Annotated in this window: 15 protein-coding genes and 1 tRNA gene; 3 read left to right on the top strand and 13 right to left on the bottom strand. The window is 64.8% G+C overall.

The window, feature by feature from the left end; translation table 11 throughout:
• Positions 1 to 27 precede the first annotated feature (27 nt).
• From ppa to groES, 9 genes are all read right to left on the bottom strand, one after another.
• A complete protein-coding gene (gene ppa / locus F455_RS0102280; protein WP_026292988.1) occupies positions 28 to 576 on the bottom strand; it encodes an inorganic diphosphatase in 549 nt (182 codons plus the stop codon).
• 228 nt (positions 577 to 804) lie between these two features.
• Positions 805 to 3,432: a bifunctional lysylphosphatidylglycerol flippase/synthetase MprF gene (gene mprF, locus F455_RS0102275; protein WP_018971637.1), complete on the bottom strand. Its 2,628-nt coding sequence runs from the start codon at positions 3,430 to 3,432 to the stop codon at positions 805 to 807.
• A 119-nt stretch (positions 3,433 to 3,551) separates the two neighbouring features.
• Positions 3,552 to 3,671 (bottom strand): cytochrome bd-I oxidase subunit CydX, encoded by a 120-nt coding sequence (gene cydX, locus F455_RS22335; protein ID WP_018971636.1) that lies wholly within the window; start codon positions 3,669 to 3,671, stop codon positions 3,552 to 3,554.
• A 75-nt stretch (positions 3,672 to 3,746) separates the two neighbouring features.
• A complete protein-coding gene (cydB, locus tag F455_RS0102265; protein ID WP_018971635.1) occupies positions 3,747 to 4,877 on the bottom strand; it encodes a cytochrome d ubiquinol oxidase subunit II in 1,131 nt (376 codons plus the stop codon).
• Positions 4,874 to 6,436 (bottom strand): cytochrome ubiquinol oxidase subunit I, encoded by a 1,563-nt coding sequence (locus F455_RS0102260; RefSeq protein ID WP_018971634.1) that lies wholly within the window; start codon positions 6,434 to 6,436, stop codon positions 4,874 to 4,876. The genes cydB and F455_RS0102260 overlap by 4 nt, the downstream gene beginning before the upstream one ends.
• Positions 6,433 to 6,693, bottom strand: a complete 261-nt coding sequence (locus F455_RS19455; protein ID WP_018971633.1) for a hypothetical protein — start codon at positions 6,691 to 6,693, stop codon at positions 6,433 to 6,435. Before F455_RS19455 ends, F455_RS0102260 begins: the two co-directional genes overlap by 4 nt.
• Positions 6,694 to 6,764: 71 nt before the next feature.
• A complete protein-coding gene (locus tag F455_RS0102250) occupies positions 6,765 to 7,658 on the bottom strand; it encodes an ATP-grasp domain-containing protein (protein WP_018971632.1) in 894 nt (297 codons plus the stop codon).
• 348 nt (positions 7,659 to 8,006) lie between these two features.
• Positions 8,007 to 9,656, bottom strand: coding sequence for a chaperonin GroEL (groL, locus tag F455_RS0102245; RefSeq protein ID WP_018971631.1), 1,650 nt, complete (start codon positions 9,654 to 9,656; stop codon positions 8,007 to 8,009).
• Positions 9,657 to 9,847: 191 nt separating this feature from the next.
• Complete coding sequence (gene groES / locus F455_RS0102240) at positions 9,848 to 10,138, bottom strand: co-chaperone GroES (protein WP_018971630.1); 291 nt, start codon at positions 10,136 to 10,138, stop codon at positions 9,848 to 9,850.
• 868 nt (positions 10,139 to 11,006) lie between these two features.
• On the opposite strand from groES, the gene F455_RS0102235 reads away from it, so the two are divergent.
• The 3 genes from F455_RS0102235 to F455_RS22785 are packed head-to-tail and all read left to right on the top strand — an operon-like array spanning position 11,007 to position 16,758.
• Entirely contained in the window at positions 11,007 to 13,397 is a 2,391-nt protein-coding gene (locus tag F455_RS0102235) for a beta strand repeat-containing protein (protein ID WP_169337276.1), read from the top strand.
• Positions 13,398 to 13,427: 30 nt separating this feature from the next.
• Positions 13,428 to 16,526, top strand: coding sequence for a S8 family serine peptidase (locus F455_RS19450; RefSeq protein WP_169337275.1), 3,099 nt, complete (start codon positions 13,428 to 13,430; stop codon positions 16,524 to 16,526).
• Positions 16,527 to 16,578: 52 nt separating this feature from the next.
• Entirely contained in the window at positions 16,579 to 16,758 is a 180-nt protein-coding gene (locus F455_RS22785) for a hypothetical protein (protein WP_157578382.1), read from the top strand.
• A gap of 103 nt (positions 16,759 to 16,861) precedes the next feature.
• Here the strand turns inward: F455_RS22785 and F455_RS0102220 are convergent.
• The 4 genes from F455_RS0102220 to F455_RS0102205 all read right to left on the bottom strand — a co-directional run bounded on the left by F455_RS0102220 (position 16,862) and on the right by F455_RS0102205 (position 19,488).
• A tRNA-Thr gene (locus tag F455_RS0102220) sits at positions 16,862 to 16,937 on the bottom strand.
• A gap of 69 nt (positions 16,938 to 17,006) precedes the next feature.
• Positions 17,007 to 17,666, bottom strand: a complete 660-nt coding sequence (locus tag F455_RS0102215; protein WP_018971626.1) for an SPOR domain-containing protein — start codon at positions 17,664 to 17,666, stop codon at positions 17,007 to 17,009.
• Between the two features lie 60 nt (positions 17,667 to 17,726).
• Positions 17,727 to 18,500, bottom strand: coding sequence for a type III pantothenate kinase (locus F455_RS0102210; RefSeq protein WP_018971625.1), 774 nt, complete (start codon positions 18,498 to 18,500; stop codon positions 17,727 to 17,729).
• Between the two features lie 16 nt (positions 18,501 to 18,516).
• Positions 18,517 to 19,488, bottom strand: a complete 972-nt coding sequence (locus F455_RS0102205) for a biotin--[acetyl-CoA-carboxylase] ligase (RefSeq protein ID WP_018971624.1) — start codon at positions 19,486 to 19,488, stop codon at positions 18,517 to 18,519.
• Positions 19,489 to 19,633: the final 145 nt, after the last annotated feature.

Below are 19,633 nucleotides of genomic sequence, written 5' to 3'. Positions count from 1 at the left end.
CCGGCCCGATCACCGGTCGTTGCGCCCTCAGAACTTCGGCTTCTCCGGCGACGCTTCGTAGCGCTTCACGCCGTCGAGAATTTCCTTCTTCGCCGCGTCCGCGCCCTGCCAGCCATCGATCTTGACCCACTTGCCCTTCTCGAGATCCTTGTAGTGCTCGAAGAAATGGCCGATGCGCTCGAGCCAGTTCGCCGAGACCTGACCGATGTCGGTGATGTGTGCGTAGCCGGCGAACACCTTGATCACCGGCACGACGACGAGTTTCTCGTCGGCGCCGGCTTCGTCGGTCATCTTGAGCATGCCGACCGGCGTGCAGCGGATCACCGAGCCCGGCACCAGCGGCAGCGGCAGGATCACGAGCGCGTCGAGCGGATCGCCGTCGCCGCCGAGCGTGTTCGGCACGTAGCCGTAGTTGCACGGGTAGCGCATCGGCGTCGACAGAACGCGGTCGACGAAGATCGCGCCCGAGGCCTTGTCCACTTCGTATTTCACCGGCTCCGCGTCCTTCGGAATTTCGATGATCACGTTGATTTCGTTCGGCACGTCCTTGCCGCTGGATACGAGGTCGAGGCCCATGTGCGCTCCTTGATGATGCTTGTCGAGGCCGCGCAGGATACGCGAAATGATGCGGTGCCGCATCCGGACTTTCGGGCAGGCATTCAGAATCCGCCCTCAAGCGTAGCGAGCGAAGAGAATTTGCGTAACGCCGTAGCGCAGGAACCGGAGTTTACGTAGCAGTAAATGAGGATTCCGAGCACCGCCGGCGCGTAAATTGTCGAGCGCAGTAGCTTTGAGGGCGGATTCTCAGCGCTTGAACAGGAAGCGCCCATAGCCGCCGGAAACCAGGGCCGCGATGTCGATCAAGAGTCCCGGCACCCACGCGCCGCGCGGATAGGCGAGGTACGAGCCGATCCACTCCGGCTTGAACTTGTCTTTGTAGCGGCGCACGCCCTGATAGTTGTACAGGTTGTTGCCGTAGCGGAACGCGAGCGAGGCGAGGCGCTCGTTGATGCGTGCGTAGGGGTTGTCGCCGACGCGCGACAGCGGCGCCATGCCAAGGCTGAAGGACGGATAGCCCTGCGCCTGTGCCCAGAGCATGACCTTGGCGAAGAGGAAATCCATCGTGCTGCGCGGCGCGTCGCTGAGGTGGCGCATCAGGTCGACACTGGCCGTGCCGTTTGCTCCGTAGCCGGGAACGAAATTGGCGAAGGCGATCAGCTTGCCGGCGCGGCGCACGAGCGCGAGCGCACTCCAGTCGAGATAGTCGCCGTCGAAGCGGCCGAGAGAAAATCCTTTCTCGACCGAGCCCTTTTCGGCGAGCCAGGCGTCGGAGACTTCACGCACCTCCGCAATCAGGCCGGAGTCGTGCGGCGGTGCGACCATCTCGAACGTGAGTTGTTCCTTGGTCGAACGGTTGACCGCCTGGCGCAGGTCTTCCCACCTTTTTCCGGCGAGAGAGAATTCGTCGAGCTTGACGATCGCGAGTTCGCCGAGCTTGAACAGGTCGAAGCCGGCGTCGTGGAAGTGCGAGAGATCCGGTTCGAGCACCTCGTAGAAGATCGGCACGCGATCCTGTGCGTCGGCGTGGCGGCGGAATTCGAGGATCGCGCGGTCGATCTCGTTCTCCGGTCCGCAGGGCGAGCCGAGCGCGACGAGGCGGTTGCGCACGCTGCCGTAGGCGACGACGGCCTTGTGGTCGGCGGCCCAGAACAGGTGCTTGTCGCGCATGAAGGTCAGGTGCGCGAACTCGCCGCCGCCGTGCGCGCGGTAGATCGCGCGCGCCTGCTCGAGGTCGCCGCGGTTCGGTAGCGAGAGCTCCGGCCGGCGCACGGCGAAGAACTGCCAGATGAAATAGACGACGAGGCCGAAGCCCGCTGCGACGAGACCGCGGCCGATGCGCGAGGTGTGTTCGCCGAAGCCGAAATAGAACAGGTCGAACGAATCATCGCCGAGTACCTGCGCCGCGCCGATCGCGAAGAACACGAGCACGCACACGGCAAGGCCCGTGTACCAGCCGGCCGAGGTCATCGCGCCGAGGGTCATCGCGCGCCGCGTGAACGCGCGCTTGCGCGTGCGCAGCAGCAGTGCCACGGCGAGCAGGAACAGCGCCTCGCCGAAATGCAGGCCCTTGGTCACCGCGAGGCCCGCGCTGATCAGCAGCAGCCACGTAGTCAGGCGATAGGCCACGCGCAAGCGGCCGTCGATACCTCGCGCGAGTCCCAACAACAACACGCCGGTGAGGATCGAAAACCAGCTCGCGCCCTCGACGAACAGGATCGGCAGATGCTCGCGCACGACGTTGACATGCTCGATCACCGAGGGCATCGCCGCGGAGGCGAGCAGCAAGGCGCCGGCGAGGAAGGTCAGGATCGCGACGAGGCGCGTGCCGAGATCGGCGAGCAGCACCGCGGGCAGGCCGAGCAGGCCGAACAGCGGATGGCTGGACAGGCGCGTGCGCAGCCGCGCCAGCGCCTGCGAATTCTGCGTGAACATCTCCGAGCCGACGTAGAGCCCGGCGAGCAGCGGCAGGAGGTAGTAGGTGACGCGGAACAGCAGCAGGCCGGAGACGATCACGGGCGGATCGTAACCAGCTTCCTTCAGCGCGATCAGGATCAAACCGTCGAACACGCCGAGCCCACCCGGCACCTGGCTCGCGAGGCCGAGCACCGATGCACCGGCGAACGCACCGAGCAGCAAACTGCCCTTCACGTGCGCGCCGGAAATCCACAGGCAAGCCCAGAGCACTGCCGCGGCGAGCACCCAGTCGATCAGAGAAATCGCGACGAGCTCGAGTTTCAGCCGCAACGGTGGCAGGCTGAGATCGTGCGGCAGCCAGCGCATCAGCGACCGCCGCGTCGTCAGGAAGAAGTACAGGGGCAGATAAAGTGCGGCCGCGGCCAGCACCAGATAAGCGATTGTGCGCTCGGTCGTTCCCGCGGTCAGCGGCAGCGAGTGTGTCGTCAAGGTCAGCACGACAAGCAGCGACAGACCGAGAGGCAGGGATAGCGCCTGCATGCCGATGAGAGCGGCCGCACGCGGCAGGTGTACCTTGTGCGAAGTCAGCCCCATCAGGCGGATACCTGCGCCCATCGCGCCGGACAGGTTGAGCGTGTTCGCCAGCGCGTTGGCGACGAAGGACAGGCGCAGGTAATCGCGCCAGTGCAGACCGAGGCTGAGCCAGTGCCCGATCAGGCCGTCGACGAGCCCGGTGAAGGCGACCGCGAACAGCGCCAGCAGGGCGATGGCCAGCGCCGGCAGCGTCGGTACGTCGAGCAGGGTGCGCTGGATCTCGGGCAGATCGAATTGCGTGCCGACCTCGCGCCAGAGCAACCAGCCCGTCACCACGAGGAACGCCAGCGGCACCAGCCAGCGCAGGCGTGCGAGTGCGCCCTGCGATGCGGAATGGTGGGCGGTGTTGCCGGGGTCGGTCATCGGCTGCGACGGTAGTGCGGGACGCGCATTATCGCAGGCAATCGCCCGAGTTTGCTTTCATCCGCGACTGCCGAACGACTCGGCTAGCGTCGCTCGAAACTCCGGCAAGGGGCCGGAAGTCAACCCTCGTCGCTGCGCTGCTTCGCCTGCGAGTCGGCGTGTACCTCGAACCACATCGCATTGAGGATCGCGAAGCTGACCGCGAGTCCGATGCCGAGTATCCAGCTGAAATACCACATCGTCTCAACTCCAGAAAATACTGCGATCGTCCCCGATCGCGATGGTCACTAAGCGGCCATGCCTGGCCGCAGTTTTCAATATCCGAGGTGGTGCTTGATGTGCTCGAATGTCACGCGACCGCGCAGCACGCGGTAGACCCAGCCCGTGTAGGCGAGCACGATCGGCAAGAACACGATCACGACCACTAGCATGATGCCGAGCGTGCGCTGGCTCGACGAAGCATCCCAGACCGTCAGGCTGCTGTTCGGATCGAGGCTCGACGGCATCAGGAACGGGAACAGCGCGAATCCGGCCGAGAGGATCGTGCCGGCGCACACCAGTGAACTGGCGAGAAACGCGGCGAAGTACTTCTTCGCTGCAATCATTACGAGGTTGCCTACTGCCGCCGCAAGGGCAAGCGCAGGCGCGAACCAGAACAGCGGATGCGCGGCGTAGCCCGCGAACCAGCGGCCTTGCATCACGACCTGCTTGAGCAGCGGATTGGACGGCGCATCGCCGTGGATCGGCGAAACGATCGCGTAGCCGGGCAGGCCGAACGCGAGCACCGCGCCGGCGAGCAGATACAGCACGAGGAAAACGAGAGAGGCACTGCGTGCGACCTTGCCGGCGCGCTCCGCAAGCGAAACATCGGCCTTGAACGCGGCGTAGCTCGCGCCGTGTGCGAGCAGCATCGCGATGCTGATGAGGCCGGTCAGCAGCGCGAACGGTGTGAGCAGGTCGAAGAAGCCGCCTGCGCAGGTCATGCGCATTTCCGCGTCGAGGCGGAACGGCAGGCCGAGGAACAGATTGCCGAAGGCGACGCCGAAGATCAGTATCGGGACCAGGCCCGAAGCGGTCAGCGCCCAGTCCCAGGCGCTGCGCCAGCGCGGATCGGCGAGTTTGTTGCGGTAGCCGAAGCCGACCGGGCGCAGGATGAACGCGGCGAGCAGCAAGAACATCGCCGGATACAACCCCGAGAACGCGATCGCGTAGACGAACGGCCACGCCGCAAACACGGCGCCGCCGGCGAGGATGAACCAGACCTGGTTGCCTTCCCACACGGGCTCGACGGTTTCGAGCAGCACGCGGCGCTCCTCGTCGTTGCGGCCGAGCACGCGCAGCAGTGCGGCAATGCCGAAGTCGAAGCCGTCCATGATCGCGAAGCCGATCAGCAGCACGCCGAGGATCAGCCACCAGACGAGACGCAGGCTTTCGTAGTCAATCATGACACGGCTCCCGCAGCGGTGTTTGCTTCTGGCCAGATGCCCAACCCGTCCGGCCCGCGTCGCACGTACTTGCGCATCAGGAAGAAATCGACGACGGCGAGTGCGGTATAGAAAACCACAAATCCACAAAGCGAAAACAGCACCTGTCCCGCGGAGACCGAGGACACACCAAGCGCGGTCGGCAGCACGCCTTCGATCGCCCACGGCTGGCGGCCGTATTCGGCGACGATCCAGCCAAGCTCGATCGCGAGCCAGGGCAGCGGCAGACTGTACAGCACGAGTTTGAGATACCAGCGTTGTGCATCAAGCCGTCGCTTCGATGCGAGCCAAAACGAATAGGCGAACAGCGCGATGAAATAGAGGCCGCAGCCGACCATGAGGCGGAACGACCAGAACAGCACGGGCACGTTCGGGATGATGCTGCTGGCCGCGGTCTGCACGTCCGCTGCGCTGGCTTGCGCGGGGTCGGCGACGACCTTGCGCAGCAGCAGCGCGTAGCCGAGATCTTTCTTGTGCGCGTCGAAGTCCGAGCGCGCCTGCGCATCGTTGCGATCGGCGCGCAGGCGCAGCATCGCGGCGTAGGCGATGCGTCCGCTCTCGATGCGCTGCCCGGCCTCGTCGACGAGCTGGTGGATGCCGGGCAACACGCCGTCGAGCGAGCGCGTGCCGATGATGCCCATGACCCAAGGCACGTGAATCGCGAAATGCGTCTTGCGCTCGGCCACGTCCGGCCAGCCGAACGCGGTGAACGAGGCAGGCGGTTTCTCCGTCTCCCACATCGCCTCGATTGCGGCCAGCTTCATCTTCTGGTTTTCCGATACGGTGTAGCCCGACTCGTCGCCGAGCACGACCACGCTGAGCGCCGAAGCGAGGCCGAAGCTCGCAGCCACCGTCATCGAGCGCTTGGCGAATTCGATGTTGCGGCCCTTGAGCAGGTACCAGGCGCTGATCGACAACACGAACATCGCGCCGAGCGTGTAGCCCGCGCTGACCGTGTGCACGAACTTCGACTGCGCGACCGGATTGAACATCACCGTCGCGAACGAAGTGACTTCCATGCGCATCGTGTCGAGATTGAACTCGGCGCCGACCGGATTCTGCATCCACGCATTGGCGATCAGGATCCACAACGCGGACAGGTTCGTGCCGAGCGCGAGCAGCGTGGTGACGATCAGGTGCTTCACCTTCGACAGCCGGTCCCAGCCGAAGAAGAACAGGCCGATGAACGTCGCCTCGAGGAAAAACGCCATCAGGCCTTCGATCGCGAGCGGCGTGCCGAATACGTCACCGACGTAGTGCGAGTAGTAAGCCCAGTTGGTGCCGAACTGGAACTCCATCGTCACCCCGGTCGCCACGCCCATCGCGAAGTTGATACCGAACAGCACGCCCCAGAACTGGGTCATGCGTTTCCAGATCTCGCGCCCAGTCATCACGTACACCGCCTCCATGATCGCGAGGATCCACGACAGACCCAAGGTCAGCGGCACGAACAGGAAGTGGTAGAGCGCGGTCAGGGCGAATTGCAGGCGTGACAGGGTGACGACGTCGTTGTCGATCATGGCGTGGGCTCGCTTCGAGGCTGACTGACGGCGGTTGTGTCGTGTGCGCCGCGGACGGCATCGAACACATGATCGGGCGACGTGTCCGCGCGCGGCTGTGGCGCGACGAAAACGAAGTACAGGATCGCGAGCAGAGTGATCTTCAGCGCGATCAATCCACCGAAGTGGCGCAGGTAGCGACGGCCCTCGCCCGAGCGGAACCACGACGATGCGTGATCCGGGCCGCGGTTGCCGAGCGCTTGCGCATGTCGGAACATGCGCCAAGTCTATCGCGATCCCCGCTTCGCAGGATGTGGCGCGGTGCCGCAGATTGCAATTTACCGCGCGGTTACCCCAGCCGTTGCGCGATCGCTTCCACGAACCGCAGAGCCGCGCCCTTCGCATGTGCGAAGAACAGCGAGGGTTCGGTCAGCTCGAGTTCGAGCACGCACGGCTTACCCGCGCCATCGAGGATCAGGTCGACGCGGGCGTAAAGCAGCGGTTTCTCGTACGGTATCTCGGCGAGCGCGTCTGCGGCGACGCGCAATTCGTCGGCTGTCGGCGTGCGCGGCGTGATGTGCTCGGCGGCGAACAGCGCGCGGGTCGGGCCTTCGCCGCGCTTGAGCAGCGGTCCCTTGCGGATCGCGTGGCTGAAGACGCCGTCGAAGAAGATCAATGCCGTCTCGCCGTGCTCGTCGACTCGATCGAGATACGGTTGCAGCAGCACACTGCGTCCCGCATCGAGCAGGCGCTGCGCATGCGCGAGCGCGGCGGCATGTTCCTCGCGCCCGTAACGCTGTGCATCGCGCGAGCCCGCGCCGACGCTGGGCTTGACTACGAACTCGCCCGCTGCGTGTTTGTGCAGGAAGCGGTCGAGCAGGGTGGCCGCGTCTTCGCCCGGTTCGATGAAGTGGCTGGCCACGCTCGTCACGCCCGCACGCGCGAGGTCGCCGAGGTAGTGCTTGTCGGTGTTCCAGCGGATGACGTCGAGCGGATTGACGAGGCGCGTCGCTCGGCTCACGCGGTCGGCCCAGTCGAGAAATTCGTGCAAGCGGGTCGTGTAATCCCAGGTCGAGCGCAGCACGGCGAAATCGTAGCGCGACCAGTCGATTCGCGCGTCGTCCCAATTCACGATATCGAAAGGCAGGCCGTATTCGTGCAGCGCATCGGCAAGCGGCGGCAAGTCTTCATCGAGGTCTCGCGCGGCGGCAGCAGTGACGAGGGCGAGGCGGGGATGGGTCATCTTGGTCGTTCGGGTTTGCAAGGGAGGGCGAAGTTTGGGCCGGATCGGCCAACTCCTCAAGCGGGAAAGAAGGCGCGGGTGGCAGAGCCCGCGGCCTTGCTTTGCCGCAGGGCGGATTTCTTGGGCGATGCTCTCGGGCCTATGCGGCTCCCGCATCAGTTGCAGCACCGCTCGATCGTCGCGCGATGCTGCTGCTCGTCATGCTGATCGGCGCATTCGCGCACGCGCGTGGGCGACGATGCCGCTGAGCGTGGCCTGCCATCGGGGAAATGCGCTGTGGGACGTCCAGTAAAAAAAGAAGCCCCGCAAACGCGGGGCTTCTCTTGAGGCTTCAAACGTTGGGACTGCTCAGAAATCCATCCCGCCGCCCATGCCGCCCATGCCGCCACCCGGCGCGCCGTGGCTGTGGCCTTCGTCCTTCTTCGGCGCTTCGGCGACCATGGCTTCCGTCGTGATGACGAGACCGGCAATCGACGCGGCGTTCTGCAGCGCGGTGCGCGTGACCTTGGTCGGATCGAGGATGCCGAACTCGACCATGTCGCCGTACTCGCCGTTCGCGGCGTTGTAGCCGTAGTTGCCTTTGCCGCCGGCGACCTTGTTCAACACGACGCTCGGCTCATCGCCGCAGTTGGCGACGATTTCGCGCAGCGGCGCTTCCATCGCGCGACGCGCGATGACGATGCCGTGCGTCTGGTCTTCGTTGTCGCCCTTCAATTTCTTGATCGCATCCAACGCGCGAATCAGGGCCACGCCGCCGCCCGGCACCACGCCTTCTTCCACCGCCGCACGCGTGGCGTGCAGGGCGTCTTCGACACGCGCCTTCTTCTCTTTCATTTCTACTTCGGTTGCGGCGCCCACCTTGATCACCGCCACGCCGCCTGCCAGCTTGGCCACGCGCTCCTGCAGCTTCTCGCGGTCGTAGTCGGACGAGGTTTCTTCGATCTGCGCCTTGATCTGCGCGATGCGCGATTCGATGGCCTTGCCTTCGCCCGCACCGTCGATGATCGTGGAGTTTTCCTTGGTGATGACGATCTTCTTTGCGCGGCCGAGATCCTTGAGCGTTGCCTTCTCGAGCGAGAGGCCAACTTCTTCGGAAATGACCTGGCCGCCGGTCAGGATGGCCATGTCTTCGAGCATCGCCTTGCGACGATCGCCGAAGCCCGGCGCCTTCACGGCCGCAACCTTGACGATGCCGCGGATCGTGTTGACGACGAGGGTCGCCAGCGCTTCGCCTTCGACTTCCTCGGCGACGATCAGCAGCGGCTTGCCGGCCTTGGCCACGCCTTCGAGCACCGGCAGGAGTTCGCGCACGTTCGAGATCTTCTTGTCGTGCAGGAGGATGTACGGATCTTCGAGCTCGACCTGCTGCGACTGCTGGTTGTTGATGAAGTACGGCGAGAGGTAGCCGCGGTCGAACTGCATGCCCTCGACGACGTCGAGCTCGTTCTCGAGACCCGAACCTTCTTCAACCGTGATCACGCCTTCCTTGCCGACCTTGTTCATCGCTTCGGCAATGATGTCGCCGATGTTGGTGTCGCCGTTCGCGGAGATCGTGCCGACCTGGGCGATCGACTTGTTGTCCGCCGACGGCTTGGACAGGTTCTTCAGCTCGGCGACCGCGCCGATCACGGCCTTGTCGATGCCGCGCTTGAGGTCCATCGGGTTCATGCCCGCGGCGACGGCCTTGAGGCCTTCGCGGATCAGCGCCTGTGCAAGCACGGTCGCGGTGGTGGTGCCGTCACCGGCGACGTCGGAGGTCTTGGAAGCGACTTCCTTGACCATCTGCGCGCCCATGTTCTCGAACTTGTCGGCCAGCTCGATCTCCTTGGCGACGGACACGCCGTCCTTGGTGATCGTCGGCGCGCCGAAGCTCTTGTCGAGCACGACGTTGCGGCCCTTCGGGCCGAGGGTGGCCTTGACCGCATTGGCCAAGGTGTTCACGCCGCGCAGGATCTTGGCGCGCGCGTCTTCACCGAAACGAATCTCTTTAGATGCCATGACTAACTACCTCTAGGGAATTTGGAATGTTCTTCGTTGAATGGTTTGGTGGCTGGGATGCTGCGCCCGCTTCGCGGGCTGGATGTTGCTAGGCTCGGCTCCTGCCTCGCCAAGCAACCCATCCTTCTGCATCCTGCCTGCGGCCTTCGCACTCGCGCGCAATGCCTCAGGCATCGCGCAAGCGCTCGTGCTCAGCCCTCGATCACGGCGACGAGGTCTTCCTCGCGCATCACGAGCAGCTCTTCGCCGTCGACCTTCACTTCGGTGCCCGAGTACTTGCCGAACAGCACCTTGTCGCCGGCCTTGACCGCGAGCGCGCGCACGTTGCCGTTCTCGAGAATCTTGCCGGCGCCGACCGCGATGACCTCGCCCTTGATCGGCTTCTCGGTCGCGGTGTCGGGAATGACGATGCCGCCGGCCGACTTGGTTTCGGCCTCCAGGCGCTTGATGATCACGCGATCATGCAATGGACGAAGCTTCATAAGCGTATCCTCAACTGATTGAAAAATTGGAAATTTGTCCGGATTGTTAGCACTCCGGTGTGCTGAGTGCCAAGTTTAGCGGCGAAGATTTCCCCTTGCAACGATCGCCGGCGCGGGAGATATGCGCCTGTGCGGCAAGGATTCAAGAGGGAGGAAAAGATAAATCCCGCGTCGGCGGAGCCGGGGCGAACTGTATCGTTGGTGCCGCTTGTCCGAATCGAACGGACGACCTACCGCTTACGAGGCCCACTTTTGTCCTCAAGCTGTCCCAAAAGTGTCCCTTAGCCAGTCCATATCACATTGCCCTTAACCGTACTGACTAGCTGGATAGTTTCTCCGCTCGTCATAGTATCCAAGCGTTTCTCGATGAGTGGTCGAAGTTCGTCATTGACGGTTTTTCGATGAGGCACATGCTGACAAGCATTCCCAGGCCGTTCGGCTGCATGTTCCCTCCGCTCAATTGCGATGGACCACTTCGGTTCGGAGCCATCTGGATGCTGCGTAAGCATCCGCGCAGTTCAGCCGCAAGAGTGCGCTGACGGCATATCCTGCGATTGACCGGATCGTGTATTATCATCTGCAACGCCAACGCTCTGGGGGAGAGAGTCGGGTGCATCACTACATGAATGCCCATTTCTGGTTGGCGGCGTCTTCTGGCAAGACTGTCGATTTGGCAGCGCCCGCGGCACTGCGCTCCTCTGCTCCTGCGCAAAGGCGAGCTTCCAGGTTCGCGTCCGCGCTGATTTCTTTTTTTTTCGCGCTTTCGCTTGCAACAAGCGTGCACGCGCAGAATCTTCTGAGCAATCCTGGGTTTGAAACCGGCGATTTTTCCTCGTGGTCGACAAACTTGGATCCGGTATGGGACGCAGTGGATAGCCAGTCCCCCCATTCGGGGACGTACGAGGCTTATTTCGGCAATCCCCAAACCTCCTCGATCTACCAGGACTTCCCCACGGTTGCGGGCGCAACGTACACGATCAGTTTCTGGTACCAAGCGGAGTTCGATCCAAACAATGTCTCCCAACCTTCCGAACTGCAGGTCTTGTTCGGCTCGGGGAGTCTGACCGGTACACTGGGAAGCTGCAGCGGGAATTGCATCTGGGACTCGGCTTTGCTTGCCACGTCATGGACGCAGGTGACGCTGACCGTGAATGCGACCTCATCGACCTCGCGAATCCAGTTCCTCGCCACTGATCAGGTCGCCTTCATCGATCTCGACGACGTCAGCGTCGTCCTCAGCCCTCCGTCAGTTACCTCTGTTTCGCCCGCATCGGGCCCGGTGCCGGGCGGCACATCCGTGACGATCACCGGCACGGGTTTCACCGGCGCCAGCGCGGTGAAGTTCGGTGCGATCGATGCAGCCAGCTACAGCGTCGACAGCGCAACACAGATTACGGCATCCACGCCGGCGTCCACGGGAGCGGGGACGGTCGACGTGACGGTAACCACAGCGGTCGGCACGAGCGCGATCTCGGCTGCGGACCAGTTCACCTACGTGACCGCTAATCAAACGCTGACGTTCGGCGCGGCGCCGACGGTGAAAGTGAACGGCACGGGCACGGTGAGCGCGAGCAGCGCGTTGCCGAATTCAGGCAATCCGATCACATTCTCGACGACATCGACGGATTGCACGGTGACGAGCGCGGGTGTTGTCACCGGCATTACAGCGGGCACGAACAATTGTGCGATCGTTGCGACCCAGGCGGGCAACGGCAGCTACAACACGGGCACCGCGACGCAGACCTTCAGCATCGGCAAGGCGAACCAGACCATCACCTTTGGTGCGCAGAGTCCGGCGAGCCAGGCTTTCGTGCCGAGCGGCACGTTTGTGATCAATCCGCTGGCGATAAGCGCGACGCCGAATTCGGGCAATGCGGTTACCTATTCCTCGCTTACCGGCGGCGTGTGCTCGGTGAGCGGCACGACGGTGACGATGCTTGGCGCCGGCACTTGCACCCTTGCTGCCGATCAGGCTGGTAACGGCAACTACAACAATGCCGCGCAGGTCACGCAGAATGTGGCAATTGGCGTGGCGCCGCAGACGCTTACGTTCGGCGCGGCGCCGACGGTGAACGTGAACGGCACGGGCACGGTGAGCGCGACGAGTGCGAGTCCGAACTCGGGCAATCCGATTACGTACTCAACGAGTTCGACCGACTGCTCGGTGACGAGCGCGGGGACGGTGAGCGGCATCAACGCGGGCACGAACAATTGTGCGATCGTTGCGACGCAGGCGGGCGATGCGAACTACGCTGCGGGCACGGCGACGCAGACCTTCAGCATCGGCAAGGCGAACCAGACCATCACCTTTGCTGCGCAGAGTCCGGCGAGCCATGCTTTCGTGCCGAGCGGTACGTTTGCGATCAATCCGCTGGCGACGAGCGCGACGCCGAACTCGGGCAATGCGATTGCCTACTCCTCGCTTACCGGCAGCGTGTGCTCGGTCAGCGGCACGACGGTGACGATGCTTGGCGCCGGCACTTGCACCCTTGCTGCCGATCAGGCTGGTAACGGCAACTACAACAATGCCGCGCAGGTCACGCAGAATGTGGCAATTGGCGTGGCGCCGCAGACGCTTACGTTCGGCGCGGCGCCGACAGTGAGAGTAAATGGAACGGGCACAGTGACCGCGAGCAGCGCGTTGCCGAATTCAGGCAATCCGATCACATTCTCGACGACATCGACGGATTGCACGGTGACGAGCGCGGGCGTCGTCACCGGCATCACAGCGGGCACGAATAATTGTGCGATCGTAGCGACGCAGGCGGGCAACGGCAGCTACACCACGGGCACCGCAACGCAGACGCTGAGCATCGGTCAGGACGCCACAACGCTGACGCTTGTGGTATCGCCGAACCCGGTCGTCGTGGGACACAGCGTAACGCTGACCGCAACGGTGACGGGCGATCCGCCGACGGGTACGGTGACCTTCTGCGACGGCGCCGCGACGATCAATGCAAGCTGCACGGGCGGTACGCTGCTGTGCGCATCGGCACTGACTGCGACGACGGCGACGAGTTCGACGGCGAGTTGCACGACCACATTCTCGAGCCCGGGGACGCACCTGCTGAGCGCGTTCTACGCAGGCGACGGCAACTACACTGCCACGGCGACGGAACAAGCGCTGGCGGAGACGGTGGCTTCCCCAGCGGTGCCGGCGCCCTTGCTCTCACCGTGGCTGCTGGGCTTGCTCGGCAGTCTGCTTGCGGCGATCGGTTTGGCGCGCGTGACAGGAAATCGTTCTTCGCAGAACGGGTAAGGACAAGGTCAACCACTAGGGGAAGTGATGATGTCTCGCGTTCTTCGCAAATCGGCAGTCGGCATTGCCGTCGTCGCGTTGGCTTCTTCCGTCACCCTGCCGTCAATGGCGCAGGAGCTGTTCCGGCCGGTGCCGAGCGGCACGGTGCTCGACCAAGCCTTCGTCCCGCGCGGCGCCGATACGCGGCCCGTGACGGTGATGGTGGTACTCGCGGGTGAGCCGGTGGCCGCGATGCAGAAGCGGCTCGGTCGCAAGCTCGCGCGTGGTGAGCGCGACTCGGTCATCAAGGCGCGTCTGGCCGAGCAGCATGCGGCGCAGCCGGCGATCGAGCACCTCGGCGGCACGGTACTCGCGCTCCTGCAGAGCGCCATCGACGGCATCAAGGTCCAGATTCCGCGCAATCGCGTCGCGCAGCTACGCGGCCTGCCGGGCGTGGTCGACGTGAAGGCGGTCGGCACCTACGAACGTCTCAACGTCAACGAGGTGAACCTCGTGGGAGCGCCGCAGGCCTGGCAGTCCGCTGCCGGCGCCTTCCAGGGCCAGGGGGTGAAGATCGCCATCGTGGACACCGGCATCGACTACACCCACGCCGACTTCGGCGGCCCGGGCACGGTGGCCGCCTACAACTCGGCCAAGGCCACCGACAGCGCGGCGCCCGATCCCACGCTCGTCGGCCCCGCGGCGCCCAAGGTCAAGGGCGGCACCGATCTCGTAGGTGACGCCTACACCGGAAGCAACACGCCGGTGCCCGACCCGAATCCGCTGGACTGCGTCTACACCTCCGGCAGCGTCGGCCACGGCAGCCACGTCGCCGGCACGGCCGCGGGCTTCGGCGTCACCGCTGCCGGTGTCCGCTACACCGGCCCGTACACCGCCGCCGCCTACACGCCTGGCGCCTTCTCGATCGGCCCTGGCGTCGCGCCGCTGGCGGACGTCTACTCGGTGCGCGTGTTCGGCTGCAGTGGCACCACCAACGTCGTTGCCGAAGCCATCGACTGGGCGGTGGCCAACGACATGGACGTGATCAGCATGTCGCTGGGTTCCAACTTTGGCAACACCGGCAACGGCGACGCCGGCAGCCTGGCCGAGGCGCAGGCAGTGGCCAATGCTGCGGCGGCCGGCATCCTGGTCGTCGCCGCCTCGGGCAACGCCGGGCAGATTCCTTACATCACCAGCGCACCGGCCGTTTTCGAAGGCGCTATCTCGGTGGCCGCCACCGATGCGCTAGCCAGCATCCCGTCGGTCTCGCTCGCGCTGTCCGGGGGCTCGACACTGACGGCACAGAATTCCAACAGCGCGGTCTTCGCCAACGGCACCAGCTATCCGATCCGGGTACTGCGCAATGCGGACGGCACGGTCTCGCTCGGCTGCAACCCGAACGAATACGACCCCGCGGTCACCGGCGTCAGCCTGGCCGGCAAGGTCGTCGTGAGTCTGCGCGGCACCTGTGCGCGCTCCTTCCGTGCCGGCGCCGCCCAGCACTTCGGCGCTGCCGCAGCGGCGATGATCAACTCTTCCGCCGGGTTGCCTCCCTATGAGGGTCAGATTCCCGGCGGCGCCAGCGACCCGAATTCAGGCAATATCTACGAGCCGGTGACGATCCCGTTCTTCGGCATCGCACAGGCCGACGCCACCGCGCTCACCGGCCCGACCGGCGGTCCGGCGCCGGCGAGCGCCGTCGCCACCAATGCCGGCGCTATCGCCAACCCCGGCTTCGAACGCATCGCGAGCTTCTCGTCGGGCGGCCCGCGCATCGGCGACAGCGTGCTGCGCCCGGGCATTACGGCGCCGGGTACCTCGGTGGTCTCGGTCGCTTCCGGCACCGGCAACGGCTTCCAGCTCCTCTCGGGCACCTCGATGGCGACGCCGGTCGTCGCTGGTGTCGCCGCGCTGGCCAAACAGGCGCACCCCGGCTGGTCGCAGGCCGATCTTCGCGCCGCCGTCGTCCAGACCTCGTCACCGGCACTGCTGCAGGACCTGTTGCAACGCAACGAAGGCGCCGGCCTCGCGCAGGCGCAGGCGGCTACCGCCACGCAGGCGGTCGTGCGCACGCCCGAAGAGAGCGTGTCGTTCGGTTTCGCCGACCTGCTGACCAACTTCAACGCCACGAATACGGTCACCGTCCACAACGCTTCTCCTAAGGCGGTGCAGTTCAACATCACCACCACGAAGAGCACCGGGCCGGCGGGCACGGTTGTGACGACACCGGCCTCGGTGATCGTGAACGCGAATGCGGATGCCAGCTTTCCGGTGACGCTGCAGGTGCCAGCCAACGCCGTGGGCGGAGGTACCGGGTTCCAGGACATCGGCGGCTATATCACGCTGACGCCTTCGAACTCACGGCTGAACGGCAACGTGAAGCTGACGGTCCCGTACTACCTGGTGGCGCACAGTCGTGCCAATCTGGCCGGCGTGCAGAGCGGCACGACGATCAACCTGACGAACGCTGGCGGCCAGCTTTCCAGCACGCCGACGCCCTTCATCCTCGGCCAGTACCAGCCGACACCGCAAGGCGTCGAGCAGGCCGATGTGCGTGCCATCGGCGCGCGGATCTCGGGGACCAATGTCGTCTTCGGCATCAACACGCACAACCGCACTTCTACGACGCTGGCCAAACAGGAATTCGACATCTGCATCGACACCTCGGGCAACCCGAGTTCGTTCACGCCGAACAAGATCCTGATCGGCATCAACGGGAACGCGCTCAGCACGTCGCTGTTGCTGTCGCAGTTCGCGACGGCGATCTTCCCGACGGACGCCAACTGCAATATCAACGGCAGCGGCACCCTGCTGTTCACCATCACCCAGCCGACCGACAACTCGACGCTGCAACTGCCGGTCACCATGGCGTCCCTGGGCATGAACGCGGCCAACCCGCGGATCAGGTACTCGCTGGCCTATTACGGCACGGACGGCGGCGGCGCGCAGATGCCGGGCCAGGGCTGGCTGAACGGCATCACTCCGGCCGTCACCTTCTCATCCTCGCCGACGGTGCCGGTGAACGGCTCGGGCTCGATGAGCTTCTCAGTCACCGCGGAGAACACCAATACGCCGGCCCTCGGCGTGATGCTGTTCGGCGCGGACAACGTGTCGGGGGCCGCGCAGGGCCTGTTGTTCACGCTGCCCTGATGCAGTTTCTCTGACAATCGAAAAAGGCGCCGCTGGCGCGTGACGAACGCCAGTGGCGAAAGTCCGGCATCCGCGCGTGGGCGTGTCGTCGATGCTTGCGCTCGTCGGCCCCGGCTTCGTGGGCGGTATGGTGGTCGGGCGTTGCGCGCGGAAGGTGACGCTCACCCTGTCGACGCGCTTTGGTGAAGACGATCGCGCGGCGGGTGTGCCGTCCGAGCATCACCGAGATTGACGATCTCGTCGCCTTGGTCAAGGCACTGACCGACGGTTATCTGACGGACAACCCTACTGCAACGAACACTTTGCGTCGCACCGACGTAAGGCGTTGATTTTTTTGGTGCCGCTTATCCGATTTGAACGGATGACCTACCGCTTACAAGGCGGTTGCTCTACCAACTGAGCTAAAGCGGCAACGGGACGACTCTCGCTGCCCGCACACGATGCGTGGGCGCAGGGATATTTTCGCACGAAACCCGTCGTTCAAAAACAATCGATAGGCTGTGCGTGCAGCTCGCTGCGCGCCGGCACCTGGGCGCGCCAGTCGATTGGCGCGTTGCCCACCTGCGCGAAATCGATCCAATAGATCGGCACCTCGTCACTGCGTTGGACCGTCTCCGGCTTGAAGCCGAGCGCGCGAATCTCGGCGAGACGCTTGTCGGCATTCGTTTGTTCGCGGAACAGGCCGAGCGAAATCGCGTTCGGCTGCTCGCCCGCGGTGACGACGTAGTAGTCGCTGATGCCCTTGCTCGAGAGCTGACGGGCGATGTCGAGGGCGCGCTCGCGGTTACCGGGAGCAGGCAGGTAGACCCAGTAGCCGCGTACTTCGGTGACACGTGTTTCGCGAAACTGGATGCGCGCGACGAGCGGCGTCAGCGCCTTGACCGCCGCGCGCACGTCGGCCTGGGTCGCGAACGCGCCGATGGAAAAGCAGGTCTCCCCGGAAGCATCCGTGACCGGCTTCGGTGGCGCGGGCATTGCGGCGGGTGTGCTGTGGTCGGTTTCGCTGAGCAGCACGAGCTTGGCTACACCAGGGTCTGCGGCCGGGGTCTCGGCCAGGCGCGCGCGCGGCGCGAAATACAGCCAGCATCCCGCGCCGATATCGAGTGCGAGCAAGAGCAGGAAAAGGACGCGAACGAACATCCGTGGGTGATCGGTTGGCGAATTCGGCGGACTGCGGATTCTAGCAGCGCGCCGCAGCGATCACTTGCCGTCCGCGTCGGCGAAGTGTGAGAGCCCGCGCAAAACGAGATCGGGTTCGTAGCGATGCTCGAGCTCGAGCAGTGGCGCCAGGCGTTTGGCGCCGCCACCACTGAGAATCAGCGCGGGCGTCATGCCGAACGCCGCATGCGCATGCCGCGCGAAACGTTCGACCAGCGCGACTGCGGCCAGCCAGGTGCCCGACTCGACCGCGCCTGCAGTTGTGTCGGCGAATTCGGTGATCGGCGCGGGTGTCAGCTCGCCCAGGCGCGCGGTGCGTTCGAGCAAGGCTTGGCGCATCAGCGGCGGCGCGGGTGCGATCAGACCGCCGAGATGGCGGCCGTCGGCACCGACCGCATCGAGCGCAAGCGCCGTGCCGCAGCTTGCGATGACGGCCGCACCGGCGTTTTCGCGGTGCGCAGCGACCATGCCGAGGAAGCGGTCGATGCCGAGGCGCGCCGGAGCCGAGTAGGCATTGTGCACGCCACAGGCTGCGGCCGGACTGCGCGCATAGCGCACGGGGACAGCGAAGCTTTCGTTGAGCGAACGCGTCAGCGTCTGCTCGAGTGTGCTCGCCGCGACCGAGGCGACCCAGATTGCGTTGACCGGCGGCAACTCCTTCCACAACAAGGAAAAGTCCACCGCTGCAGAAGCGCCTTCGGCGAGCTCGCCATCGCCGCTGCGCGCATGAGTGAGCGTCGAGCCGCGCTGCAGTTGCGTGCCGTTCCACAGCGCCCACTTCAGGCGCGAGTTGCCGAGGTCGATCAACAATTTCATGCGTTGGTATCCGGATTCATGCCGCGCGCACGGAAACTTCCGCACTGTCGTAGTGCGTGTCGGTCTTGCCATGACGGACGATCAGCGCACCGCGTTCGTCCACGCCCGCGCCGATGCCTTCGTGTGCTGTCCCGGCAGCGAGCACGCGCACGTTGCGTCCGCGCAGCAGGTCGTGGCGCGCATAGGCTTCGCCGAATGCGGCAAAGCCTTGCCCCTCGAAGCGATCGAGTGCATCGACCAGGCGCGTGATCAGGCGCGCCGCCAGAGCGTTGCGCGAGGGAACCTCGCGACACAGACTGGCGATGTCGATCGCGGGCTGGTCGATGCGATGGCGCGCAGCGGCCGGCAGACGCAGATTGATGCCGACGCCGATCACTGCATGACAGGGGCCGAGGAATTCGCCGCCAAGCTCGACCAGGATGCCGGCGAGCTTTTGTCCATTCGCGAGTACGTCGTTCGGCCACTTCAGGCCGGCAGTGACTCCGCAGTCGGCTAGCGCGTCGACGACGGCGACGCCGACGACGAGACTCAGTCCGGACAGTTCCGCCATGCCGACTTCGAAGCGGCGCAGCAGGGAGAAGTAAAGATTGCCGCCAAGCGGCGACTGCCACTCGCGCCCGCGCCGGCCGCGGCCTGCGGTCTGTGTCTCCGCAAGGCAGACTTCGATGCCGCTCGTCGTAGCCGCGCGTCGTTGCAGTTCGGTATTGGTCGAATCGATCCGCCAGTGCACGCTGAGCCCAGCGAGGCGTGTGCGCGTCGCCGCGTCGAGTCGATCGCGGATGTCGCCTGCGGCCAGCGGCTCCAGCGGCCAGGCGAGGCGATAGCCGCTGCCGGCCACGGCTTCGACCGGGGCGCCGAGCTCGCGCAAGTGCTCGATCTGCTTCCACACCGCGGCGCGAGTCACCTGCAATCGCCGCGCGAGCTCGGCGCCCGAAACCGCATGTTCGGCGGACAGCGAGGCGAGCAAAGCGGACGGGTCGATGGCCATGGATCGATGATAGTGCATTGCAGCGAAAGACCGGGTTGCAACCCTTGGCGCCGCTGGCGCATCTGAATTCCTGACCGCCGCCGATGCACGTGTCCGATCTGTCCGCAACGGACACGCGGACGCGCTGGCGGATTTTCTCTGGAGC

The organism is Rudaea cellulosilytica DSM 22992 (genome assembly GCF_000378125.1).
In the GTDB taxonomy this organism is placed as follows: domain Bacteria; phylum Pseudomonadota; class Gammaproteobacteria; order Xanthomonadales; family Rhodanobacteraceae; genus Rudaea; species Rudaea cellulosilytica.
Note: the sequence above shows the minus strand (reverse complement) of the source record. Positions and strands in the feature narration are given on the sequence as shown.